The 22,453-nt window shown below is 43.6% G+C and carries 24 protein-coding genes; 3 read left to right on the forward strand and 21 right to left on the reverse strand.

Going from position 1 to position 22,453, the window contains the following annotated elements; translation table 11 throughout:
- Positions 1-183: 183 nt before the first annotated feature.
- The 10 genes from J7I80_RS17125 to sppA form a co-directional block, all read right to left on the reverse strand.
- The gene (locus J7I80_RS17125; RefSeq protein ID WP_214739759.1) at positions 184-708 is read right to left on the reverse strand and encodes a GNAT family N-acetyltransferase; all 525 of its coding nucleotides are present in this window, start codon (positions 706-708) and stop codon (positions 184-186) included.
- Between the two features lie 252 nt (positions 709-960).
- Positions 961-1,473 carry a MogA/MoaB family molybdenum cofactor biosynthesis protein gene (locus J7I80_RS17130; RefSeq protein ID WP_214739761.1) on the reverse strand — a complete coding sequence of 171 codons (513 nt, stop codon included), beginning with the start codon at positions 1,471-1,473 and terminating at the stop codon, positions 961-963.
- Positions 1,474-1,477: 4 nt separating this feature from the next.
- Positions 1,478-2,314, reverse strand: coding sequence for an EcsC family protein (locus J7I80_RS17135; protein ID WP_214739763.1), 837 nt, complete (start codon positions 2,312-2,314; stop codon positions 1,478-1,480).
- A gap of 160 nt (positions 2,315-2,474) precedes the next feature.
- Positions 2,475-3,662, reverse strand: a complete 1,188-nt coding sequence (locus tag J7I80_RS17140; RefSeq protein ID WP_214739765.1) for an acetate kinase — start codon at positions 3,660-3,662, stop codon at positions 2,475-2,477.
- Positions 3,663-3,956: 294 nt separating this feature from the next.
- A complete protein-coding gene (locus J7I80_RS17145; RefSeq protein WP_214739767.1) occupies positions 3,957-4,952 on the reverse strand; it encodes a class I SAM-dependent methyltransferase in 996 nt (331 codons plus the stop codon).
- Positions 4,953-5,285: 333 nt separating this feature from the next.
- Positions 5,286-5,786 (reverse strand): thiol peroxidase, encoded by a 501-nt coding sequence (tpx, locus tag J7I80_RS17150; RefSeq protein WP_214739769.1) that lies wholly within the window; start codon positions 5,784-5,786, stop codon positions 5,286-5,288.
- 157 nt (positions 5,787-5,943) lie between these two features.
- On the reverse strand, positions 5,944-6,459 hold the full coding sequence (gene ytfJ, locus J7I80_RS17155) for a GerW family sporulation protein (protein WP_214739771.1): 516 nt from the start codon (positions 6,457-6,459) through the stop codon (positions 5,944-5,946).
- Between the two features lie 18 nt (positions 6,460-6,477).
- Positions 6,478-7,173 (reverse strand): DUF2953 domain-containing protein, encoded by a 696-nt coding sequence (locus J7I80_RS17160; RefSeq protein WP_214739773.1) that lies wholly within the window; start codon positions 7,171-7,173, stop codon positions 6,478-6,480.
- A gap of 74 nt (positions 7,174-7,247) precedes the next feature.
- Positions 7,248-7,820 (reverse strand): RDD family protein, encoded by a 573-nt coding sequence (locus J7I80_RS17165; RefSeq protein ID WP_214739914.1) that lies wholly within the window; start codon positions 7,818-7,820, stop codon positions 7,248-7,250.
- A gap of 78 nt (positions 7,821-7,898) precedes the next feature.
- On the reverse strand, positions 7,899-8,909 hold the full coding sequence (gene sppA, locus J7I80_RS17170) for a signal peptide peptidase SppA (protein ID WP_214739775.1): 1,011 nt from the start codon (positions 8,907-8,909) through the stop codon (positions 7,899-7,901).
- 143 nt (positions 8,910-9,052) lie between these two features.
- On the opposite strand from sppA, the gene J7I80_RS17175 reads away from it, so the two are divergent.
- Positions 9,053-9,853: an NAD kinase gene (locus tag J7I80_RS17175; protein WP_214739777.1), complete on the forward strand. Its 801-nt coding sequence runs from the start codon at positions 9,053-9,055 to the stop codon at positions 9,851-9,853.
- An 88-nt stretch (positions 9,854-9,941) separates the two neighbouring features.
- Here the strand turns inward: J7I80_RS17175 and J7I80_RS17180 are convergent, their stop codons facing one another.
- From J7I80_RS17180 to ezrA, 9 genes are all read right to left on the reverse strand, one after another.
- A complete protein-coding gene (locus tag J7I80_RS17180) occupies positions 9,942-10,145 on the reverse strand; it encodes a hypothetical protein (RefSeq protein ID WP_214739779.1) in 204 nt (67 codons plus the stop codon).
- Between the two features lie 114 nt (positions 10,146-10,259).
- Positions 10,260-11,195 (reverse strand): EamA family transporter RarD, encoded by a 936-nt coding sequence (rarD, locus tag J7I80_RS17185; RefSeq protein ID WP_214739781.1) that lies wholly within the window; start codon positions 11,193-11,195, stop codon positions 10,260-10,262.
- Between the two features lie 82 nt (positions 11,196-11,277).
- Positions 11,278-12,009 (reverse strand): hypothetical protein, encoded by a 732-nt coding sequence (locus J7I80_RS17190; RefSeq protein WP_214739783.1) that lies wholly within the window; start codon positions 12,007-12,009, stop codon positions 11,278-11,280.
- A gap of 41 nt (positions 12,010-12,050) precedes the next feature.
- Positions 12,051-12,371 carry an iron-sulfur cluster biosynthesis family protein gene (locus tag J7I80_RS17195; protein WP_214739785.1) on the reverse strand — a complete coding sequence of 107 codons (321 nt, stop codon included), beginning with the start codon at positions 12,369-12,371 and terminating at the stop codon, positions 12,051-12,053.
- A 119-nt stretch (positions 12,372-12,490) separates the two neighbouring features.
- The gene (gene mbcS / locus J7I80_RS17200) at positions 12,491-14,071 is read right to left on the reverse strand and encodes an acyl-CoA synthetase MbcS (protein ID WP_214739787.1); all 1,581 of its coding nucleotides are present in this window, start codon (positions 14,069-14,071) and stop codon (positions 12,491-12,493) included.
- 196 nt (positions 14,072-14,267) lie between these two features.
- The gene (locus J7I80_RS17205; protein WP_023626976.1) at positions 14,268-14,474 is read right to left on the reverse strand and encodes an alpha/beta-type small acid-soluble spore protein; all 207 of its coding nucleotides are present in this window, start codon (positions 14,472-14,474) and stop codon (positions 14,268-14,270) included.
- Between the two features lie 91 nt (positions 14,475-14,565).
- Positions 14,566-15,774: a tRNA uracil 4-sulfurtransferase ThiI gene (thiI, locus tag J7I80_RS17210; protein ID WP_214739789.1), complete on the reverse strand. Its 1,209-nt coding sequence runs from the start codon at positions 15,772-15,774 to the stop codon at positions 14,566-14,568.
- The gene (locus J7I80_RS17215; protein WP_214739791.1) at positions 15,771-16,916 is read right to left on the reverse strand and encodes a cysteine desulfurase family protein; all 1,146 of its coding nucleotides are present in this window, start codon (positions 16,914-16,916) and stop codon (positions 15,771-15,773) included. The genes thiI and J7I80_RS17215 overlap by 4 nt, the downstream gene beginning before the upstream one ends.
- A gap of 148 nt (positions 16,917-17,064) precedes the next feature.
- Positions 17,065-18,756 carry a septation ring formation regulator EzrA gene (gene ezrA / locus J7I80_RS17220; protein WP_214739793.1) on the reverse strand — a complete coding sequence of 564 codons (1,692 nt, stop codon included), beginning with the start codon at positions 18,754-18,756 and terminating at the stop codon, positions 17,065-17,067.
- Between the two features lie 203 nt (positions 18,757-18,959).
- Here ezrA and hisJ point away from each other — a divergent pair, with 203 nt between their 5' ends.
- Positions 18,960-19,760 carry a histidinol-phosphatase HisJ gene (hisJ, locus tag J7I80_RS17225; protein WP_214739795.1) on the forward strand — a complete coding sequence of 267 codons (801 nt, stop codon included), beginning with the start codon at positions 18,960-18,962 and terminating at the stop codon, positions 19,758-19,760.
- Between the two features lie 25 nt (positions 19,761-19,785).
- Here the strand turns inward: hisJ and refZ are convergent, their stop codons facing one another.
- Positions 19,786-20,421 carry a forespore capture DNA-binding protein RefZ gene (gene refZ / locus J7I80_RS17230; protein ID WP_214739796.1) on the reverse strand — a complete coding sequence of 212 codons (636 nt, stop codon included), beginning with the start codon at positions 20,419-20,421 and terminating at the stop codon, positions 19,786-19,788.
- Positions 20,422-20,574: 153 nt separating this feature from the next.
- Between refZ and J7I80_RS17235 the strand changes: the two genes are divergently transcribed.
- Positions 20,575-21,057 (forward strand): GAF domain-containing protein, encoded by a 483-nt coding sequence (locus J7I80_RS17235; RefSeq protein ID WP_214739798.1) that lies wholly within the window; start codon positions 20,575-20,577, stop codon positions 21,055-21,057.
- A 47-nt stretch (positions 21,058-21,104) separates the two neighbouring features.
- Here the strand turns inward: J7I80_RS17235 and megL are convergent, their stop codons facing one another.
- Positions 21,105-22,316, reverse strand: coding sequence for a methionine gamma-lyase (gene megL / locus J7I80_RS17240; RefSeq protein WP_214739800.1), 1,212 nt, complete (start codon positions 22,314-22,316; stop codon positions 21,105-21,107).
- Positions 22,317-22,453: the final 137 nt, after the last annotated feature.

Genomic DNA, 22,453 nt, shown 5'->3' on the forward strand with positions numbered 1-22,453 from the left:
TTGCATAAAAAATAGCCTGGATCAGCTCCAGGCTATTTTTTGTGTTTATTTTTATTGAAGAAATAAACGGCTGCTATTAAAATAACGCCCCTGTTAATCACAACATATTGTTTTCGATTTCCTATGGTTTAACCAATTAAGGATGCTGCCAATCATTACAAAAACAAACCGTGATTACAAACTTCATGTATGCTGCCTTGTAAGTTTTTTTCCCATAATGACATAAGCTTCACCTGTTTCATTTGGATAAAAGGCATCATTTAAAACAGTCCACCCCAGGTATTCATATAGACCTCGGGCAGATTCATTATTATGTTGCGTTGTTAAAACCGCTGTTTTATGTTCTGCACCATCTACCAGCCGGGTTACCAATTGCTTTGCTAATCCTTGATTCCTAAATGCTGGATGCACCCCTAACTCAACGAATTCAAAACAATCTTCTAGCCAATTTCGATACTCTTCTTGGTTAAAAGCTTTTGTCAGCAGCCCATGATAATACTGACCTGGCTGAGAAAAGTAACCATAGGCATAACCAGCCACAACCCCCTGCTCAGAAATTGCCACAATGCCTCTATAGCCCTCATAACCCGAATGCCTCACCACTCGATCCCTAATGGAACTATCTTCTTGGTCCCATACTTGTTGGTATAAGTCCGCAACTTGGTTCAATAACTCTTCGTCTCTAATAATTTCTCGATACTCGAACATCTTGTATGCTTCCCCCTTGCTATTTTGACAGCTTTTCTTGTGTTTGAGTCAAACCTGTCTTAAGTTGGCTCTTCTTTTGACAGCTTTTCTCGTTTCCCACTCAAACTTGTCTGAATTGAAGCCGCTGCTAACAGATCAAAAAACCATTTTCCTTTTCTCTGGAAACTCCATTCAGTTATTCAACCAAATTACCCAAATTCCTTTTAAAAAACAAAAAAAGATGAAATCTGTTAAGATTCCATCCACAATTAGTTATAAATCCTTTGTCAATTCTCTTACTACGTGTCCAATTTCGGGAATGATCAGTTTTTCCATTGCCAGGCGTACAGCACCTGTTGAGCCTGGTGTTGAGAAGACGGCACGGTCATTCACTACTCCGGCTGCTGCGCGCGATAGCAGGGCAGCCGAACCGATATCCTCGGTATAGCTGAGCATGCGGAAAATCTCACCGAATCCGGGTATTTCTTTTTCGAAGACGCTTTGGACTGTCTCGATTGTGACGTCACGTTTTGCAATCCCAGTGCCTCCATTTGTCAGCACTACATCCACATCAGTATTATTGCAGCCTTTCAGCACTTCTGATTTAATCGGTTCTGCCTCATCTTTGACAATCACGTAATCAACAATCTTATGACCTGCGGCCTCGAGCATTTCCATCATCAATTTACCGCTCTTATCTGTTTCCGGCGTTCTAGTGTCGCTTACTGTTATGACTTTGCAGCGCACCTGGCTCGGTGCAGCTTGCTTGTGTTCCTGAGTACTCATAACCCTATAGAGCTCCTTTTTCTTTGAAATATCTCATCTGGTAAAATTTATGGGCGAAGTCAGTAACCCTTCTCGTCAATTGATAGTTTGCCCCTGCTCCAATCGCCATGCTGATCACCGGCATGCCCTGGACATGCTTTTTGCGGAACATCAGGATCGCCATTCCCTTGAAAATCTGTTTGATTGGCTGTTCCAGCCAAGTTACGTCCGTCAGGTCATCATTGCCTTCATAGAAATAATAGTCCTCTGCCTGTTCGAGGTCATTTTTCAACTCTTCCCAGCCAGCGCTCTGCATCCTTGAAGGCATTGTCGCCGTATGGAAAACCTTCAAAGCGACCATCATTTCAAATGGAGTATTCACTTCGAATCCATACGTCATCGCAACCAGCTGGACAATTCGCAGATTTATGACCGCCATCGCCGGCATATCTGCCCCTAGTACAAGGTTTCCACCGCTTCCCGACATACCGCCCTGGACAAAAGAATAGAGTCTGTGGCGGGCAATTTGCTGCCTGGCAATGAAATCAAGCTGTTCAATCGGCAGCTCCCTTAAATCCTCAATCGTTTCAAGGTCAGGCTGGAAAACCCGCCCGGCAGAAAGAATGCGTTCCTTGGCATCCATCTGCAGCTGTGAACCCTGAATTAGAGAGTGAAGATGGAAAAGCCAGCCGTCGAACAAAGTAAAAAAGCGTTCCTGAACCTCTTCTGGCAAAAGCGAAAAAGACCGTTCAAGATATCGATCATACGCCAATTCAAAATCATTCGGTTCATAATCGTAGAGATTGTTTTCCCAAGCACTTAATTCATCCAGCACCTTTTGTTCCCGTTGAGTCAAAGGCATTGAAAAACCTCCAGCATATCTGAATTTTCTTCCAGTATAGCACAAGAAAAGCAGAAGCGCCTTGGTCAGCCCCGACAAGCGCTGGAGCTTGACTAAATCCAAAATTCCACTCTACACAAAAAGGCAGAAGCATCTGCGCTTCTGCCTGAAAAAGTGTGATTTATTTAGCCAAACGCACGACATCACGAGCGATCATGACTTCCTCATCTGTCGGGATGACCATTACTTTTACTGGAGAATGCGGGTAGCTGATGAAAGCTTCTTCGCCGCGAACTTTGTTCAAAGCTGGATCCCAGTAGATGCCCATGAACTCAAGGCCCTGCAGGACGCGTGCACGGATTGCTGTACTATTTTCACCAATACCTGCCGTAAAGATAATTGCGTCAACACCGCACATGCGTGCTGCATATGAACCGATGTATTTATGGATTCTGTCCGCAAAAACTTTCAAGGCAAGCTCAGCACGGTCATTTCCTTTTTCTGCTTCGTCTTCGATGTCGCGAAGGTCACTTGAGAATCCTGATACACCAAGCATACCGCTCTCTTTATTAAGGACATCCAATACTTCATCAGCCGTTTTATCTGTTTTTTCCATGATATATGGAATCAAAGCAGGGTCGATGTTACCCGAACGAGTCCCCATCGTCACACCCGCAAGCGGAGTGAAGCCCATTGACGTATCGATTGACTTGCCGCCCTCGATAGCCGCGATACTTGCACCGTTTCCAAGGTGGCAGGAAATCAGGCGCAGGTGCTCAACCGGACGCCCAAGCATTTCTGCTGCACGCTGGGAAACATACTTGTGTGAAGTACCATGGAAGCCGTACTTTCGGATTCCATACTTTTTATAGTAGTCGTATGGAAGACTGTATAGGAAAGAGTTCTCAGGCATTGTCTGGTGGAAAGCTGTATCAAACACCGCAACAGCCGGAACATTCGGAAGTACCTGCTGGAATGCGCGAATACCAGTCAAGTTAGCTGGATTGTGCAGTGGCGCAAGCTCTGAAAGCTCTTCGATTTTTTGTAAAACCTCTTCGGTAATTAATATCGAATCATTGAACTCTTCACCGCCGTGAACAACACGGTGGCCGATTCCTTCGATTTCATCAAGAGACTGGATGATTCCTAAAGACGTTAGTTTATCAAGAAGGATTTTTACCGCTACCTCATGATCCGGGATATCAGTAACTTCCTTGTTCTTTTCGCCATTAACAGAGATAGTGAAAATGGAATCTTTCAATCCGATTCTTTCCACGATCCCTTTAGTGATGACCTCTTCGCTGGGCATTTCGAACAATTGGAACTTTAGTGACGAACTGCCGGCATTAATTGCAATGATTTTGGACATTTGTACCGCTCCTTTTATATAACAACCTGATTAAAAATACAGTTAATAGTACACAGTTATTGTGTGCCACAGGCCGCAATTATATCTCTCATTTTCTCATTTAAACACTGTCTTTTTCACATTTCAAGCAAAGCTTTTCTAAATAGGAAATGAGTTTTTATTCAGATACTTCTAAGGATTAGAAAAAAACATTGCCATGTTTTATATACCCGAAACTATGAGGAAAAAGCACAAACTCGAGGTGCAATGTCCTTGCGCTATAAAAGTAAAAAAGAACCGGAATTCCATCCGGTTCTATTGCTGTTCCGTTTTATTATCTTTAAACCATTGATCGATTTTATTCAGCATCCTGTTCACGGCTGGGCCGTCAGATAGCTTTGGAAGCTCAGCAAGGAGTGCTTGTTTTGGCGCTTTCACTTCTGCACCATTCTTTTGCAGAATAAGGATACTTTTAGCTGCCTGCTTGTTTTTAAACAATGAAGCCGGAAGCTGCAAAATGCCCTGGACAATTAGATGGTTTTTAATGAACTCATGAAGCATTGGGGCTTGTTCACTTTCAAAAAGACCATTAGGTATCATGAAAAACAAATATCCGCCTTCTTTTACATGCTTCGTACTTTGCTCAATGAACATGTGATGAGAGTATGTATGGCCTTCTTTTGCTTTTACCTCATATTGCTCAGCTCGAAGGTCATTCGGATAGTAGCCGACTGGAAGGTCACAAATGACTGCTTCCGCCGGATCAACGAATAATGGTTCAAGGCTGTCTTGATTGAAAAACTCGACCGGATGCTTTTGTAAATTAGCATTTACGAAAGCCAGCCGGATCAGCAAGTCATCAATTTCAACACCGACAGACTCGATTACCTTATCATTCTGCTGGTTCAATACCGTCGCCAGCAGGTTCCCAGTTCCAACCGCAGGGTCAAGCAGCCTAAATGACTTCTTGTCGACAAACTTATTAACCAGGTAGCCAATGAACATGCCGACAGAATCAGGTGTCATTTGATGGTTCGGTTGAACGTGCTCCTTCATTCCTTTCAAAATTGCAAGCTGGAAACCTTTGCGGATTTCTTCTTTGCTAAAAGAATCAAGGTTAGTCTCCTTATATACTTTTTCAAGACGTTTTGTTGTGACTTCGTTCAGTTCGTCCTGGAGCACTGTGCCCTGGAACATGTTTTCCCCGCTTTCAGCCAGCGCCTCTAAGTATGTACATGATAACTCTTCTTTTAAAATATCTGCAGTTGTATTGAATGCAGTAAATAATTGTTCGACCGGAGTCATACTCACTTTTCTTCCTCCTGATTTGAATAGATATTTATATATTTTAGCCGTGTTTCGCCTTGTGTACAAGGCATATGGCTGGAAAGGAAATGGAGAGGATTCAGGTGCTAAATTCCATGCTGATATTCTATCGGACATTTTCACTGTTTTCGTTCTTCTTTTGTCCGATAGAGCACTTTTATCGGACACTTTCTCCATTCTCCGACCTCTGTTTGTCCAATAGAGCCCTCCTATCGGACATTTTCACTGCTTTCGCCCTTCTGTTTGTCCGATAACAGTTATTTTCAAAGTAAAACAAGCCGCAGTTCCTTTCTGCGGCTTGTTCCAATGTTGTGTGTATTAGTTTGCTTGCTGTGCAGCTTCTACTGCTGCTTCGTAATCCGGATGGTCTGTTGCTTCGCTTACATACTCAACATATGTTACTTTGTCGTTTGAATCGACAACAAATACTGCGCGAGCGAGCAGACGTAGTTCCTTGATTGCTACTCCGAAAGCTTCTCCGAATGAAAGCTCGCGATGGTCAGATAGAGTCTGGACATTATCGATTCCAGCCGCTCCGCACCAGCGCTTTTGAGCGAATGGAAGGTCTACGCTGACTGTCAGAATTTTAACGTTATCAAGGTTGGCAGCTTCCTCATTGAAACGGCGAGTCTGCGCGTCACAAACTCCTGTGTCTAGTGAAGGAACAACACTGATCAAACGTACTTGTCCTTTTGAATCCTGAAGTGTCACTTCGGAAAGATCGTTTGCAAGCACTTTGAAATCTGGTGCCTGGTCTCCTACCTTTACTTCATTTCCTAGCAATGTAACTGGGTTCCCCTTAAATGTAACAGATGCCATACCTGCTCATCCTCCTTGTCCATTATATGTACAGTGTTAATATATCTTTTAAAGAATTTTTTTGCAATTATTTTAAATAAAGCGCAAAATCACTTCGCCCCGGTCAGTCTCCTGACACAAGCAAACTGCCTCTTCATTTTGAAAAGGCAGCCTAGTCCTAAATATCAAGATCAGTTTTCGGGCCATTATAGTCATTTTGCTTTTGATCCTTGTTCTGACTGCTATCCTGGCTGTTCTGGCTGTTCTGGTCTTTCTTTGACATCATTTGCTGGATTTTTTCCACTGCCTGAGGGGCAAGGTCCAGAATCTTTTCATACAAATGTGTATTTTCATCAAGATGAAGCATTTTTACACCCTTGGAGTTGACGATTAAGAAGGCAATTGGCGTGATTGACACACCGCCGCCGCTTCCTCCTCCGAATGGGTGCTGGGCTCCTCCGGATTGTCCCCCAGAGCCGCCTGATCCACCAGATCCGCCAGATCCTCCCTTCGAGCCTTCCAGAACAAATTCACTTCCACCGGCCGCAAAACCGAAACCTACCTTTGAAACTGTCAGGATTACACTTCCATCCGGTGTTTCTACGGGGTCCCCAATGATTGTGTTGACATCAATCATTTCTTTCAAGCTTTCCATGGCAGTTGTCATTAGTCCTTGAATTGGATGGTCGGACATTCCTGTTTCCTCCTTATTTTAGACAGAATTAGAATTATCACCGGAAAGAGCGGATAATGGCTTTGATTTAAATTCAGGCCAGCCGCCTCTCCAATATTTAACCAGCTTTATTCCTGCTAAAATAGCATGCCCGACTCTGACTTGAATCATACATTTAAAACTAGTAATTGATACGGTTTGCTGGAAGCTCGGTGTGATCGTCATGACAGGCATCTCTTTCATTTTCATATAGTTGCTCAGAAGCCCGATCACTCCGCCTTTGACTGCCCAAAAGGCACCTGTAATGACTCCTGTGGCTGCTGCATCCGATACTCCAACCATGGTGTGCCATTCAATATTCCTGATGGTCACCTTCTTTAAAAAAAGCCGGATGATTTTATGGAGGCCTGCGATATGGGTGATCAGCTGCTTGAAATCATGCAGGCTATCAAGTAAATCCTTTTTATCAACCTGAGTGGTTTTTTGTTGTTTCATATTTTCATCGGGACCTGTTTTGACTTTTTGTTCAGCAATGATAGTGGGAGAATTATCATCGATTTTAACAACCGGCACCTCTATCTTGAACTTGATTAAACCGCTCCATGCTTTAATCGTTACCTTAAAATGGTCATTATCATTGCCGTGGAAATAATCTAAGAAAATCTTAACTTTTGTAAAAAGGATTATAAGTACAAGCACCGTGAGAAGCAGTATGGCAAGCAGCACCCATTTCATCGTCCTCCACAACCTTTCAGCTTATTATTATCAACAAAAAGGCAAAAAAATAAACCTGCCGCAGCAGGTTCATTCTAACGTGGTTCATATATGACTGTTGTATCTGCGAACAGATCATGCAGCCCCTGTTTCTTTTTCGTAAAAGCAACGACCACATATAAAATCATAATGGTCGCAGATATGAAACGGCCAATCCATTCGCGAAAAATAACGGTTCCCCAGGAAAGTCCCTTGCCGTCCAGTTCGACTACTTTCAAACCAAAGACCATTTTTCCGAGAGTTTGGCCGGAAAATTTAGTCATTAACACAAAGTATAGATAGAAGACAATTGCCGTAGCAATGGCCATCGGTGAAAAAATTCCATCTTCGATCAAGGATACATCCAGTGCCCGAAACACTGGATTGATGATCATCCGGTTGATGCTCCCGATTACAATCAAGTCAAGCAAATACGCCCAAAAACGTGTCCAGAAACCCGCATAGAGACCGGCATATATATGATTCTCCGGTTCAATCCCGCCTTTTATATAAATATCAGCTTCCGGAATGTCCTGAATTTGTATATTGCCAGAATCAGACTGGAGTGCTGGACGGTCGGTTTCCGATTGATAACCCGATCTGTTTTCAGAGGGTTCAGAACTATTCATGATATCGTTACCATCTTCCGTTTGAGATGGTACATTTTCCCGATCTTTAAAGTCATCCGAATTCATTTTTCCCCCTCCTTATTCCGCATATAAATACATGAGGCGCGGAGAATTAGGCTGGGACAATAGCTTCATTAAGCCTGCCATTTCTGCGTCTTTCCCCATTATTTTTTGGGCACCCATGCTGAAAAATGAACCAAAGCCCATGCTTTCTGTGTATTTAACGACAGTAGCGTCGCCAAGGTTTTGGTCATTCCTGACACTGTCGATGACATCCTCAAGATAACCAAATCCATCGATCAAATTCAGCTGCTTTGCCTGGCGTCCATCATAAATCCGGCCATCCGCAATTTCCTTGACCCGTGCAACAGACATGTCGCGTCCTTCCGAAATGACTTTAACGAATCCCTCGTATGAGTTGTCAATCATCGATTGGAGGATTTCACGCTCCTCCTCTGTCATCGGTCTGGATGGGCTCATGATATCCTTGTATGGCCCGCTTTTGATTGTTGTGAATTCGACCCCATACTTTTCTGCAAGACCGGCATAATTGACTCCCTGCATGATGACACCCAGCGATCCAGTAAGCGTCTCAGGGCTGGCAAAAATTTTATCTGCCGGAGCAGACACATAATAACCGCCAGAAGCGGCCATCGACCCCATCGATACATAAACCGGTTTTTTCGTTTCCTTCTGGATTTCCTTGATCTTGTCATGGATTTGCGCACTTTCCACGACGCCGCCGCCAGGAGAGTTCACTTGCAGGATGATCGCCTTGACATCATCTGCTTCCTTGACATAATCAAGCTGTTCCATGAACGCCCTATGATTATAGAGTGGACTTTCAAAAAATGATTCAGCATCACCAGTATCCTGGATCACTCCATTGATGGACAATACTGCTATTTTTGAGAGCATGTCACCTTCTTCGATAATTTCTTCCGCAAACATTTCTTCCGATACTGCAAACATATCTGTAAAAGCACTTTCTGCGTCACTGAAAGCGAATGTAGACAGAAGATTTATAACTGTTGATGCAATGAATAATCCGACGGCAATCCCTAAAGCCGCCCACCTTTTACCATTCATATTGAAGCCCCCTTGTAAGTTTCTGTACTTTCACAACCTTATGAAAAAATGATAAACTGATGTCAATAACATTTATTTTAGCAAAAGTTTTTAAAAGTGGGTAAAAATATGGAAGAATTACATAATGTTTGGAGGAATTTATAATGCCAGATCGCCGCAATATTTATTTTCACCATACGCCAGACACAACCATGCTGGAAAAAGTTGAGCCTTTATATGAGCTGGCTCGCCGCTATGATTTCAATATCGTGAATGACCATCGTACCGCAAATATCATCGTAAGCATTGGTGATGACGGTACCTTCCTTCAGGCTGTCAGAAAGACAGGCTTCCGAGATGATTGTCTGTATGCCGGCATTTCGATCACCGGCTCTCTGAATATGTACTGTGATTTCCATCTTGAAGACACAGATAAAATGATTGAAGCAATCACAAATGCCCAAATCGAGGTCAGGCGCTACCCGACCATCGAGGTAACAATCGATGAGGAAACAACATTCGGCTGCCTGAATGAGTTCAGCGTCCGTTCAGCGATCATCAAAGCTTTTGTGATGGATGTATTCATCGACGACAAGCATTTTGAAACATTCCGTGGAGACGGGATGATCGTCGCAACTCCTACAGGAAGTACAGCGTACAACAAGTCGGTCAATGGCGCAGTCGTCGACCCGCTGCTCCCTTGCATGCAGGTGAGCGAGCTCGCTTCAGTCAACAACAACCATTACCGTACACTCGGCTCATCTTTTATCCTTAGCGGTGACCGCAAGCTTACCTTCAAGGTTGCCCAGGACGGCAATGATTATCCAATCATGGGAATGGACAACGAAGCGGTGAGCATCCAGCATGTCGAGAAATTCGATGTAAAGCTGAGCAACAAAATCATCAAGACTGTTAAACTCAAGGACAACTCTTTCTGGGAAAAAGTGAAGAGGAGCTTTTTATAAGCGGCAAGTCTTAGAGGCCAAAAAAGCCCAGAGTGAACTCTGGGCTTTTTAAGAATGGACCTTTTTAGACTTCTAACAACAAATACTATCACTCAATTTTATTGATATTGATTCTTTTCTGAGCCTGCCAGGTATTGATCAAGCTTGGAACTCCTGCTAATAAACTCACCATAAAACTCCACATCACATATCTCCATTCTCCTGTGAAAACAGAGACACCAAGAAAGAAAACAAGCTGTCCAACAAGCGCAAACCAAGTAGCAATCCAGGCAAACCTTAAATTCTCCTTCATTTCACCACTCCCGACTCAGCAATCTATTCTGTTAAGAATATTTTAACATATTTTCCCTTAATTTGTATCTACACAATGAGAAAAGAGCTGCAGAATCGTCCGCAGCTCTCTTTTTTACATAGGCATTCCTTTTTCTTTTTTCCACTTAACCGTCAATGCTGCGGCCATCTTAGTCCTTGATAAGGAGTAGAGAATCAATGCCGACCAGATAAAGGTAAAGGCCAGCAGGTGGACGGACGAGAATGTTTCGTGATAGACGAAAATCCCTAGGATGAGCGTCAATGTTGGAGCAATATACTGCAGGATACCCAGTGTTGCGAGCGGAATCCTTTGCGCTCCTTTCGCGAAAAATAGCAAGGGAACTGCCGTAGCCGCCCCTGCACCTGCAAGCAGCAGGGTAGTCGACATTGAACCCGCAAACAGGGAGTTCGTTCCCTGGATCATAAGGTAACCAATGTAGATAGCTGCGAGCGGCATAACGACCAGTGTTTCGAGTGCGAGACCTACAGCAGAATCCACCTTTATCAGTTTTTTAGCCAATCCGTACAAACCAAAGGAGATTGCAAGTGTTAAAGCGATCCATGGGAATTGTCCGTAGGAAATTGTCATGATCAGCACACCGATTCCTGCAAGCGCAAACGATATATATTGCAGCAAGGAAAGACGTTCCTTCAGGAATACCATCCCTAGCAGGACGCTTACGAGCGGATTGATATAATAACCTAGGCTTGCTTCAATCATCTGGTCTGTATTGACTGCCCAAATATACATGAACCAGTTAATACTGATTAGCATCGATGCCACAGCCAGGGCAACGAATTGCTTTTTATTTTGGGCCAACCCAAGTAATGTCCCAGTGAAAAGTCCCCATTTCTTATTAAGGACTAGAATGACAGCAATGAAGAAAAACGACCAGAACACACGGTTAGCCAGGATTTCATCAGCATTTACATGATTCAATAGCTTCCAATAAATAGGAAGGACACCCCATAATATATAAGAAAAAGCTGCGTATAAAACTCCAGCTTGTTGTTCGGTCCTTTTATCCATCCGAACAGCCCCCTAATCTTTCTAGACTCGAAATAATATCATTATAAAGGCGGAAGCTAGGACTGACAATCATTTTTTGGCGTTAATTGCAGACAAAATTTGCGGACATGGCTTCTTCTCGTGTTTCCATAAGGATGATGGATGACGCTTTTTGCTGGTTCCGCTTCTTTTGGTGTCTCCATAAGGGCAATGGATGTCGCTTTTTTCTGACCCTGCGCCTTTTGGTGTCTCCATAAGGGGTGTGGATGACGCTTTTTGCTGGTTCCGCTTCTTTTTGTGTCTCCATAAGGGCAATGGATGACGCTTTTTGCTGGTTCCGCTTCTTTTGGTGTCTCCATAAGGGCAATGGATGACGCTTTTTGCTGGTTCCGCTTCTTTTGGTGTCTCCATAAGGACAATGGATGTCGCTTTTTGCTGGTTCCGCTTCTTTTTGTGTCTCCATAAGGGCAATGGATGCCGCTTTTTGCTGGTTCCGCTTCTTTTTGTGTCTCCATAAGGGCAATGGATGTCGCTTTTTGCTGGTTCCGCTTCTTTTTGTGTCTCTATAAGGGCAATGGATGACGCTTTTTGCTGGTTCCGCTTCTTTTTGTGTCTCCATAAGGGCAATGGATGACGCTTTTTGCTGGTTCCGCTTCTTTTTGTGTCTCCATAAGGGCAATGGATGCCGCTTTTTGCTGGTTCCGCTTCTTTTTGTGTCTCCATAAGGGCAATGGATGCCGCTTTTTGCTGGTTCCGCTTCTTTTGGTGTCTCCATAAGGGTAATGGATGCCGCTTTTTGCTGGTTCCGCTTCTTTTTGTGTCTCCATAAGGGCAATGGATGCCGCTTTTCTCAAAAAAAAATAACCCATACTCGGGTTATTTTTCGTTTCGTGATTTAAGCTTAAAGTTATAGCCAAATGTCTCTTCAGCAGAGGATATTTTATAGCCAAACCCTGGCTTGAAATCCAGGAAGATTTTATCCGGGAGAGATTCCACCGACTTTTTTGGCACAAAAAAGTTAATGCCGCTTTCTGTTATCACTTCATCATCATCCCGCTTTTCCTCTATTTGCAATTGGATGTCCGTCGCGATCGAACATGTTCCAACAAACTCTGCAAGAATTCTAATTCCTTCGTTTTCGCTGAATTGGACCTTGTTTAACTCTTCCAATGCAGCCTTCCTGATTTGGATTTCCATAGATGATCACCCTTTCTATTTTAAATATACCCAAGTTTTCATCCTCAACGCATCCGATGCCTTTCCCTATGTGCAAAATACAAAAAGCAGACACTTGGCCTGCTTTTTGTTATTACTATTTATTTTGCGCCTTCCAATTCCTTCTTGCGCAATTCAATGCGGCGAATTTTACCGGAAGTTGTCTTTGGGAGTTCTTCAAGAAACTCGATCTTCCGCGGATACTTATATGGTGCGGTCAATTCTTTTACGTGCTGCTGCAGCTCAGCAACAAGGTTCTCCTGTTCAGGGCTGACGCCGTCACGCAGGACAACAAAAGCCTTGACGATATGGCCGCGAATTTCATCAGGTGATGCAACTACAGCACATTCTTTTACATAAGGATGCTTTACAAGGGCATCCTCAACTTCGAAAGGCCCGATCGTATATCCAGAACTGATGATGATGTCATCGCCGCGTCCCTCAAACCAAAAGTAGCCTTCTTCATCTTTGCTCGCTTTGTCCCCTGTTACATAGTAATCGCCGCGGAACTGCATCGCTGTCCGCTCAGGATCCTTGTAATAGTTCTTGAATAACGCTGGTGTTTCAACATGGACAGCGATATCCCCGACTTCTCCTGGAGTACAAGGCTCACCGTTTTCATTGATAATTTCAACGCGGTTTCCAGGCGTTGGCTTGCCCATCGAGCCCGGTCTTAGTTCCATGCCTTTCGTCACGCCGACAAGCAGAGTATTTTCCGTCTGCCCATATCCATCGCGTACCTCAACATTGAAATGCTTTTTAAATGTATCAATTACTTCACGATTAAGTGGTTCTCCTGCAGAAACAGCACTGTGGAGCCCTGGCAGATTAAAGTCACTTAAGTTTTCTACCTTTGCCATCAGACGGTACTCCGTCGGTGTACAGCAAAGGACATTCACATTGTATTTTTGTAAAAGTGATAAATATTTTTGCGGCTCGAACTTGCCCTGGTAAACCAGGCCGGTTGCCCCTGTCCCCATAACGGATAAAAACGGACTCCAGATCCACTTTTGCCAGCCAGGACCTGCAGTGGCCCAGACCGTATCACCATCCTCAATGCCAAGCCAGTTTGTCGCTGCTGTGCGAAGATGCGCATATGCCCATCCATGTGTATGGACGACTCCCTTTGGATTGCCGGTTGTTCCTGAGGTATAGCTAAGGAATGCCATATCATCTCTTTCTGTATTTGCCAGCTCAAGCTCATCCGATGCAGTTTCCATTTCTGCATCCAAATGGATCCAGCCTTCTTTTTCATCTCCAATAACAAACTTAGGAAGTTTATCGGCTTCCTCGATTCCAGCGAATTCATTTGTAAAAGGTGCAAAACTGACAATTGCTTTTACATCACCATGGTTGATTCGATATTGAAAATCTTTCATTCTTAGCATTTCCGAACTAGGAATGACGACCAATCCCATTTTCAATGACGCAATATAAACTTGGTAGGCCTCAATCAATCTTGGCACTACGACCAGTACAACATCCCCCTGCTGCAAACCATGTTTCAAGAAAACGTTTCCAATTCTATTCGCATTATTTAGAAGGTCACGGTATGTAATCTCTTTTGTAGTGCCTTCTTCATTTTCCCAGATAATCGCTTTTCTTACCTGATCCTGTGCGTAACGCTCCATTTCAGATACCAGATTATACTTTTGCGGCGCAATCAATTGTTCCCTGTTCATACTCTTCCCCCTAATCATGTTTTTTAAGGCTGTTCCGCATAGCGAATCATTGCCTGTCTATCCCCACTTCTCATTATACAAAATTATTTAAAAATTTAAAATTATATGATAACACTTTTTTAATATAATAAATTTCGCGCAAAAAAAGAGCAGGGCATCTGCCCCGCTCCTTGTAGCCATATTATTCATTTTTTAATTAGCGAGAGAATCCGCCACCAAGTTGTTGTTCAGCCATTTGAACTAAACGCTTAGTAATCTCTCCACCTACAGAACCGTTAGCGCGAGAAGTAGTTTCTCCGCCCAACTGTACACCAAATTCAGAAGCGATTTCGTACTTCATTTGGTCAAGAGCTTGTGATACTCCAGGTACTAGAAGTTGATTTGAGCTGTTGTTGTTTGCCATGTGTTTCACCTCCTTGTGAGTATAGAATGTGTAGAAACACATGGCTTAATTCAAAACTTTAATTGGTAATTGTTCACAAATTTATCACAATCTAAAATAGGTCATTCATTGTATCATCCACTGTTTCCGAAGCTGGTTTGAGGACCATACGCTCAGTGCCTTCAACTGCCCTCTGGATCATTTCCTCGAAATTGAAAAAGCTCTCAAAGTTCTGGACTTTATCCAGCTTTGGCTTTGTTTTTGGTGATGAAGGAACAAAAACGGTACAGCAATCCTCATAGGGGCGGATTGAAATATCGTGGGTATCAATTTCATGGGCGATATCCATGATTTGCAGTTTGTCCATAGTGATTAAAGGCCGGATGATCGGCGTATTAGTCACTTCATTGATAGCATACATGCTTTCAAGCGTCTGGCTGGCAACCTGGCCAAGACTTTCACCAGTGATGATCGCAAGGCCGCCCTGTTTTTCCCTAAGGGCGTCCGTGATGCGCAACATTAGTCTTCTAGTCGTTGTCATCGTGTAGTTTTCCGGTATTTGCTTATGGATGGCCTGCTGGATTTCAGTGAATGGCACTATATGAAGCGCAAAATGGCCATTAACCTCGGCAAGCTTTTCAGAAAGGTCGATTACCTTCTGCTTGGCGCGTTCACTTGTAAAAGGCGGGCTGAAAAAATGGACACCTTCGACTTCGAGTCCCCTTTTCATCGTCAGATAGCCGGCAACAGGGCTGTCAATTCCGCCGGAAAGCATCAGCATTCCTTTGCCGCCGGATGCAGCAGGAAGCCCTCCCGCACCCTTGATCGTTTCGGCAGAGATGTAGGCTGCTTCTTTCCTGATTTCGATCTGGAGATTGATATCTGGCTTCCGTACATCCACTTTCAAGTCTTCAACATTCCTTAAGATATGACCGCCAAATTCCGAATTGATCCCGTTTGTGTCCAATTCAAATGTCTTGTCCGATCGTTTAGCGGTTATTTTAAAAGTCTTGCCAGGCTTATGGATTTTCCTGAAAAGCTCCAGCGCCACATCTTTCATTTTTTCGAGATCTTTTTCTACTTTAATTGCCGGGCTGAAGGATTGGATCCCGAATATGCCCTTCAATTTCTCGCTAATCCCATCGCTATCTTCACCGTTAAGGAGGATGAACATGCGGTCGCGTTCTGCCTTGATGGCTGCGTTCGGATAGTCGCTTAAGGCTCTCTTGATATTCTTCCTGAGACGATCGATGAATTTATTCCTGTTTCTTCCTTTTGTCGATATTTCTCCATACCGAACCAAAATACGGTCATACATCATTTCTTTACTACCTCGCTTAAATGTTTTACTGTATCTGCAATTGCCTTTGCGGCTATTTCTGCTTCTTCCACTGTATTGCTGTATGTCAGGCTGACCCTGATCGCGCTCTCCGCTTCCGACAGAGGCACTCCCATTGCCAGCAAGGTCTTGCTGGCAGCTTTCTTCTTTGAAGAGCAAGCGCTTGTTGTTGATACATAAATATTCTTTTCTTCCAGCGCATGCACAAAGGTTTCCGCCTTCAATCCACGGATTGAGAAGTTAAGGATATGGGGCGCGCTATTTTCTTTTGGAGTGTGAATGGTTATTTCCTTGATTTGGCTGATTCCACTTCTTAATGTTTCCATTGCCGCAACCATTTGATTCAGACTTTCTTTTCTATGTTCAAATGTCATTCTTAGTGCCTTTGACATCGCAACAATGCCCGCTACATTTTCTGTTCCGCTCCGCTGCTTCCACTCCTGATTCCCGCCGGAAAATAATGGGGAGAGGGTGACCCCTTCTTTGATGAACAACGCGCCTGTCCCTTTCAGGCCATGGAATTTATGACCCGAGATGGTGGAAAGGTGGATTCCAGCTTCGTAAAAATCCAGAGGCGCCTTTCCAACTCCCTGAACGAAATCAACATGGAAAAACGCTTTAGGATACTTTTTAAGCAAGCTTCCAATTTGCTTTACAGGCTGAATCGTGCCGACTTCATTATTGACATGGATCACGGAAACGAGGATGGTATCATCACGCATTTCTCTCTCAATCGAATCCGCGCTGATAAAGCCATTACCATCGGGCTTTACATAAGTGATCTCAAAGCCGAGCGATTCCAGCTGGATCATGGCATTTTGGATCGAAGCATGTTCAATGCTTGTTGTAATGATATGCCGGCCTCTTTCCCGATGGGCCATAGCGATCCCTTTTACCGCTAGATTATTGCTTTCCGTTCCTCCGGATGTGAACAGGATTTCTGCTTCTTTTACATTCAGCAGCCTGGCGACCTGGGAACGTGCCTGCTGCAGCAGCTTCTCAGACTGGCCGCCAATTTTATGAAGTGATGAAGGATTACCGAAAAAATCCTCTGAGACCTTTACAAATGAGTCTAATACTTCTTTATAGGGTTTAGTTGTGGCACTGTTGTCTAAGTAAATCATCGTATCCCCCCTTGTTGTTCATGCTAACTAAAAATCTTATCATAAGAAGTAATTAATGAAAATAAATGGAATGGATATTTTATAGTATGCCCCAAGGCAGGTGTCACCCAAAAAAACAGGTCTCCATTGCGGAGACCCATGTTTTACATCACTCTTTTTCAGATAACATTTGCTCAATTCTATTCAAGGCACCAGGATCCACTTCTTCGATTGAAGTCGCCGCCTGTTCAAGGGCTTCACGATAATCGTAATTGCGGAAATGTTCTTCTGCTTCCCGAAGTCCGCGGTCAACCGAAGGATATCGGCTTCGGTATCTGTTGCCATATTGGATGACCCGCTCGGCCAGCATGACGGTCTCAACGATTTCTTCAGTCGATGCTTCCAGCTTTTCAACTGTCAGCACAGAGATTTCAAGATACTGTTGGACAACAGGAATATCAAGAGGCTTTTCCTCAAGCTTTTCATTGACTTGTTTGATGCTCTCATTGGCATCTTCAAGAAGATATTTATATTCCTGTGACAAACCAGGCATATTGCTTTTAGAGACGGTGCGGATCAGTTCAGAAATCTTTTTCGACAGATCCCAGACTTTTTCCCTTGCCGCCATTTCGTCCTTCCTGAGGGCACTCAACTTCTCCATCAATACTTTTTGCTCTTGGACCAGCTTATCAAGCTGCTCTTTCGCTTCTTCAAGCTCCTGTTTAATCAGGCTTTGCGCTGTATCATTTTCGGTGATTCTGTGGTCGATCAGCTCGAACCGCTTTAGCAGGCCTTTGAGCTGCTGCTCTACATTCGTTTGTGCTGATAGCTCTTTATCATTAAGGTGGTAGCTCTCCTGGATATGCTTTGTCTCTTCTTTCATCGTCTTGCTTTCTGTTATTGCTTTTACGAGAATTTCCTTTGCTTCATGTTCGGTCTTCGTAATGTATTGTTTAGCCATGACTTCCTCTTCAAGGAGATCGAATAGCTTCTCAATACGTTCCTTCAACCCCTGGATCCCTTGTTCAGCGACTTCAACATCGCCTTTCTCCAGAGAAGCTATATATTCATTTAGTTCTTTGCTGATTTCCTCAACTTCTTTATCAGCGTTCAGATGGTCAAGTACATAACCTTTTGCAGTCATTTCTCTGACTCCGTCCTTCAGCTCGCTGACCTGGGAAGGTATGACTGATTGGCAGTCATGCAGCAGCGCGGGAATCGATTCCATTTTACTGGATACCTGTTCAAGCATTGACTGGATGGACAGGACAATTTCCCTTGCTTCAAGGTAGTTGCCATTCTCTGTTTTCTCATCAAACTCAACAAATTTCACCTGGATGTTTTCAAGCATCGCCTCAAGACTTGCCTCGGCGCTTCCGAAGCTGTGACGGTGCGAAAGAAGGTTTTTCTTATTATCCCTGTAATGCTCCTTCAGGCCATCGATTTCCTCACGGTTCTTTTCTTCACTTCCGACAAGTTCATTCAATTCTCCGAGGATCTTTTTAATCTTATCCTCTGTCTCCGTAAGCCTACGGTCAATGACTGCCAAAGATTCCTTCGCCTTCTTGAACCGGTACTTATCGATATACTCTTCCGCATCAAACAGATAATCTTCGATGCCCGGCAGCTTGGATGTCACAAGTTCATCCCACTCCTGGCGCCAACGCTCGAAAAGCTCCTCTGTCTGGCCCGTCATGTTCAACTGTTTTACCTTTGACATTTCATCAAGTACAGGACGGTTCATGATATCAATTTTCCATGATTCATACCTGTCGACCTCGCTGTAATACTTGCGTTTCATAAAATATCCGCTTAAAAAAAGAATTATTAATAAAGCAATTCCGCCAATTATGTACTCCATTGTTATCCCCCTGGCCTCACAAATTCCAAGTTCTGAATCCTTCTATATAAAATGAATTTATAAATGCGTGTATAATGTATTTATATTACCATGTAAACGACATTTTTTGACTATTAAATTCATATTTTTTGTTGAAATTATCCGAAATAAGCCGATTTAACTTGAAATTTCGCCTTAAATATTACTTTAGGAGGTCGGGAATCATGAAGGATGGCCACGTCCACACATCTTTTTGCCCGCATGGCACAAAAGATTCGTTAGATGACTACGTCCAAAGGGCACTTGAGCTTGGCTGCAAGGAAATCACCTTTGCCGAGCATGCCCCATTACCAGAAGGATTCACAGATCCTACACCATTGCAGGACAGCGCAATGCGTTACGAAGATTTGGAACCATATTTTCAAAGTATCGAAGAAGCAAAGAGAAGATACCACGGAAGAATAAATATCAATACTGGTTTCGAGATTGATTTTATCGAAGGATACGAGGTTAAAACGGCCAATTTCCTCAATGAATTCGGAGCGCGGCTAGACGATGCCGTTCTATCGGTGCATTTTTTGAAAAATCCTGCCGGTGAATATGATTGTCTTGATTACAGCCCTGACAACTTCGGGAAGATGGTTAAAGAATACGGTTCTGCTGAAATGATCCATCGACACTACTATCAGACCGTCTTAAAATCCATTCATGCTGATCTCGGGCCTTATAAGCCTAAACGTATCGGGCATATTACCCTTGCGAATAAATTCCGCTTAAAATATCCAATTGTACAGGAATGTACTGATGAAATCATTGAAATACTGGAGACCGTTTCGAAGCATGGCTATGAACTGGATTATAACGGGGCGGGTACCGCAAAGCCTTTATGCCGTGAGCCATATCCGCCAGATTGGGTAGTCAGCGAAGCCAAAAAGCTTGGGATCAGACTTGTGTACGGCTCTGATGCCCACCAGGCGAAGGAATTGGGACAGGGGCTTGACAGAATGCTTCTAAAACAAAAATAAGGAAACCGGCAGTTTGACCGGTTTCCTATATATTAATCAACATTTTTTCATTCACTTGATGGCCTGTACCAAGGGTTCCCTTAATCCACTGTGAGATCTCATGGCTGTACTTGTCAGCAAAGTATTTTTCATGAGGCTGCACATGCAGAACCTCTGTCACATAATGGGTGTTCAGAAATGGCATCGACAGCAGACCTTTTAACTGTAAAATGCTGTACTGGATGGAATGCTTTTTGAATTCTCCATTCTCCATCCCAGCCTCAAGCACCTTTTTAAACATATAGCGTTCTTTTACATGATAGGTGGACATAATCTCCCTGACAACCTGAGAATCGATCGTCATTTCTCTTAAAATGAACCTTGTCAATTGGATGTTCTGGCATTGGTATCTCAATATATTGTCAACCATTGCGTTCAGGCATATTTCCGCCCCGTATTCCAGCAATGAAAAGCCCTTCTCCAATTCTTCCATATAGCTTTCGAAAAAAACGGTAAAACAATTTTCGAGGAGTCCATTTTTATTCCGGAAGTAGTATGAGATATTCGCTGCATTTACGTCTGCCTTTGCTGCAATATCCCTTACTGATGTCCCATTGAACCCCTTCGTATTGAATAAGTAGATGGCCGCATCAATAATCGCAGCTTTTGAATTTTTTCTCATTGCTCCGCCCCTCACTTTCCGCAATTAACCTTACTGTTTACCTTTCTGGAAATCATTTAAATTTCCTTTATAAAAAGCTCGACAAAGTCTCCATTGTTTCGCCGATTTTTGATACAATGTAGATTAAAACTTCAAGAATGAGGGGGAAAAACTGTGTTTAAAGTCGAAACATACAGCGACAGCCGTGAAAAAAATTATGATTTATTGATAAAGCAGCTCAAAGCCTTGGTGGAGGATGAAAAGAATGCGATCGCGAATTTCAGCAACGCATCAGCTTTATTGAACCAATTTCTCGATCGCGTCAACTGGGTCGGCTTTTATCTGATGGAGGATGGAGAGCTTGTCCTCGGACCATTCCAGGGCCTTCCAGCCTGTGTAAGAATCCGGCTCGGCAAAGGAGTTTGCGGCACTGCCGCTTCCAGGCAGGAAACATTAAGAATTGAAGATGTCCATGCCTTCCCGGGCCACATCGCATGTGATGCCGCGTCACAATCTGAAATCGTCGTTCCGATGGTCAAAGACGGTCATGTCATCGGTGTTCTTGATATTGATTCACCGGAAAAAAATCGCTTTGATGAGTTGGACCAGAAAAAACTCGAAGAATTCGTTGACATGCTGGTGCAGTATATAAGCTGATATTGAAAAACCCTCCCATTCACGGGAGGGTTTTTGTAATGAAACTCTTAAATCGATCCAGTCTCCATCGTACTTTCTTTCCTGACAGCTTCGAATGCTGCTTCAAGGTCATCTCTGATATCCTGCCATGCTTCGAGTCCGACTGAAAGCCTGAGCATATTTTCTTTGATGCCCATTTTTTCTCTAGCTTCTTTTGGCACTACGGCATGAGTCATTGTCGCCGGGTGCTGAATCAATGTTTCTGCATCTCCAAGGCTAACCGCTATTTTAATCAGCTTTAACTTGTTGATGAATGCCTGAGCTTCCTTTTGGCCTCCCTTTATATTGAAGGAAATAAGGCCGCCTGGCTTGCGCATTTGTTTTTTCGCAATGGCATAATCAGGATGCTTAGGGTCCCCTGGGAAAATGACTTCTTCTACTGCGGGATGAGCAGAAAGATACTCTGCCAATTTTTCGGCATTGTCACAATGGCGGTCCATCCTGACAGGCAGTGTTTTCAACCCGCGAAGCAATAACCATGCATCAAATGGCGAGATTACGCCGCCAATGTCCTTTTGCGTTGTCATGGCGATTTTAGACATAATTTCCTTAGGGCCGACCGCTACACCCGCTATGACATCACCATGTCCGCAAATGTACTTCGTTGCACTGTGGATGACGAAATCACAGCCAAGCTCGATCGGATTTTGAAGATAAGGTGAGCTGAATGTGTTATCAACAACTACCGGAATTCCTTTTTCCCTAGCGACATCCGCGACCATCTCCAGGTCAACGAGTCTCATTGTTGGATTAATCGGCGTCTCGATATAGATGACTCTTGTCTCTGGGGTAATGGCAGCCAATACTTCTTCTCTCGTCGACATCATTGAAAAATCATGGTTGATCTCATATTTTTCTTTCATGAGCTGCAGAAGTCCAAACGTACACCCATACACTCCCTGTGAGCAGAGGATATGGTCACCTGTGCGTGTCAGTGCTACCAGTATCGCAGAGACAGCAGCCATCCCTGAAGCGAACGCAAGGGCTTTCTCCCCTTTTTCAATCGTCGCCATCCTTTCTTCAAGCATCGCAACCGTAGGGTTTCCAAGACGTGAATAGATGAACCCTTCCTCTTCCCCGGCAAAGCGCCTTTCTCCCTGTTCAGCAGTATCGAAAGTGAACGTACTAGTCTGAAATAATGGAGGCGCAAGGCTTCCCCTGAATTCGTCCGATCTATATCCGGAATGGATTACTTCTGTTTCGAATCTTTTCTCTCCCATTATGATTCCTCCTATTTGTTCTGTAACCGCTTACAATTTACCCCCATAATCAGGATATGACATTTACCCCTTTATTGAAAGTAATTTCTCTCACACCTCGACAAAAAGTCCTGTGGTTTATTAAACGAAAAAAGCAC

The organism is Bacillus sp. ISL-41, assembly GCF_018613235.1.
Lineage (GTDB): Bacteria > Bacillota > Bacilli > Bacillales > Cytobacillaceae > Mesobacillus.

Excerpts from the sequence above, each read along its gene's own strand:
- J7I80_RS17125 (WP_214739759.1), bottom strand. The coding sequence starts at position 708 with ATGTTCGAGTATCGAGAAATTATTAGAGACGAAGAGTTATTGAACCAA.
- J7I80_RS17130 (WP_214739761.1), bottom strand. The coding sequence starts at position 1,473 with ATGAGTACTCAGGAACACAAGCAAGCTGCACCGAGCCAGGTGCGCTGC.
- J7I80_RS17135 (WP_214739763.1), bottom strand. The coding sequence starts at position 2,314 with ATGCCTTTGACTCAACGGGAACAAAAGGTGCTGGATGAATTAAGTGCT.
- J7I80_RS17140 (WP_214739765.1), bottom strand. The coding sequence starts at position 3,662 with ATGTCCAAAATCATTGCAATTAATGCCGGCAGTTCGTCACTAAAGTTC.
- tpx (WP_214739769.1), bottom strand. The coding sequence starts at position 5,786 with ATGGCATCTGTTACATTTAAGGGGAACCCAGTTACATTGCTAGGAAAT.
- ytfJ (WP_214739771.1), bottom strand. The coding sequence starts at position 6,459 with ATGTCCGACCATCCAATTCAAGGACTAATGACAACTGCCATGGAAAGC.
- J7I80_RS17160 (WP_214739773.1), bottom strand. The coding sequence starts at position 7,173 with ATGAAATGGGTGCTGCTTGCCATACTGCTTCTCACGGTGCTTGTACTT.
- J7I80_RS17165 (WP_214739914.1), bottom strand. The coding sequence starts at position 7,820 with ATGAATAGTTCTGAACCCTCTGAAAACAGATCGGGTTATCAATCGGAA.
- sppA (WP_214739775.1), bottom strand. The coding sequence starts at position 8,909 with ATGAATGGTAAAAGGTGGGCGGCTTTAGGGATTGCCGTCGGATTATTC.
- J7I80_RS17175 (WP_214739777.1), top strand. The coding sequence starts at position 9,053 with ATGCCAGATCGCCGCAATATTTATTTTCACCATACGCCAGACACAACC.
- J7I80_RS17180 (WP_214739779.1), bottom strand. The coding sequence starts at position 10,145 with ATGAAGGAGAATTTAAGGTTTGCCTGGATTGCTACTTGGTTTGCGCTT.
- rarD (WP_214739781.1), bottom strand. The coding sequence starts at position 11,195 with ATGGATAAAAGGACCGAACAACAAGCTGGAGTTTTATACGCAGCTTTT.
- J7I80_RS17195 (WP_214739785.1), bottom strand. The coding sequence starts at position 12,371 with ATGGAAATCCAAATCAGGAAGGCTGCATTGGAAGAGTTAAACAAGGTC.
- mbcS (WP_214739787.1), bottom strand. The coding sequence starts at position 14,071 with ATGAACAGGGAACAATTGATTGCGCCGCAAAAGTATAATCTGGTATCT.
- J7I80_RS17205 (WP_023626976.1), bottom strand. The coding sequence starts at position 14,474 with ATGGCAAACAACAACAGCTCAAATCAACTTCTAGTACCTGGAGTATCA.
- thiI (WP_214739789.1), bottom strand. The coding sequence starts at position 15,774 with ATGATGTATGACCGTATTTTGGTTCGGTATGGAGAAATATCGACAAAA.
- J7I80_RS17215 (WP_214739791.1), bottom strand. The coding sequence starts at position 16,916 with ATGATTTACTTAGACAACAGTGCCACAACTAAACCCTATAAAGAAGTA.
- ezrA (WP_214739793.1), bottom strand. The coding sequence starts at position 18,756 with ATGGAGTACATAATTGGCGGAATTGCTTTATTAATAATTCTTTTTTTA.
- hisJ (WP_214739795.1), top strand. The coding sequence starts at position 18,960 with ATGAAGGATGGCCACGTCCACACATCTTTTTGCCCGCATGGCACAAAA.
- refZ (WP_214739796.1), bottom strand. The coding sequence starts at position 20,421 with ATGAGAAAAAATTCAAAAGCTGCGATTATTGATGCGGCCATCTACTTA.
- megL (WP_214739800.1), bottom strand. The coding sequence starts at position 22,316 with ATGGGAGAGAAAAGATTCGAAACAGAAGTAATCCATTCCGGATATAGA.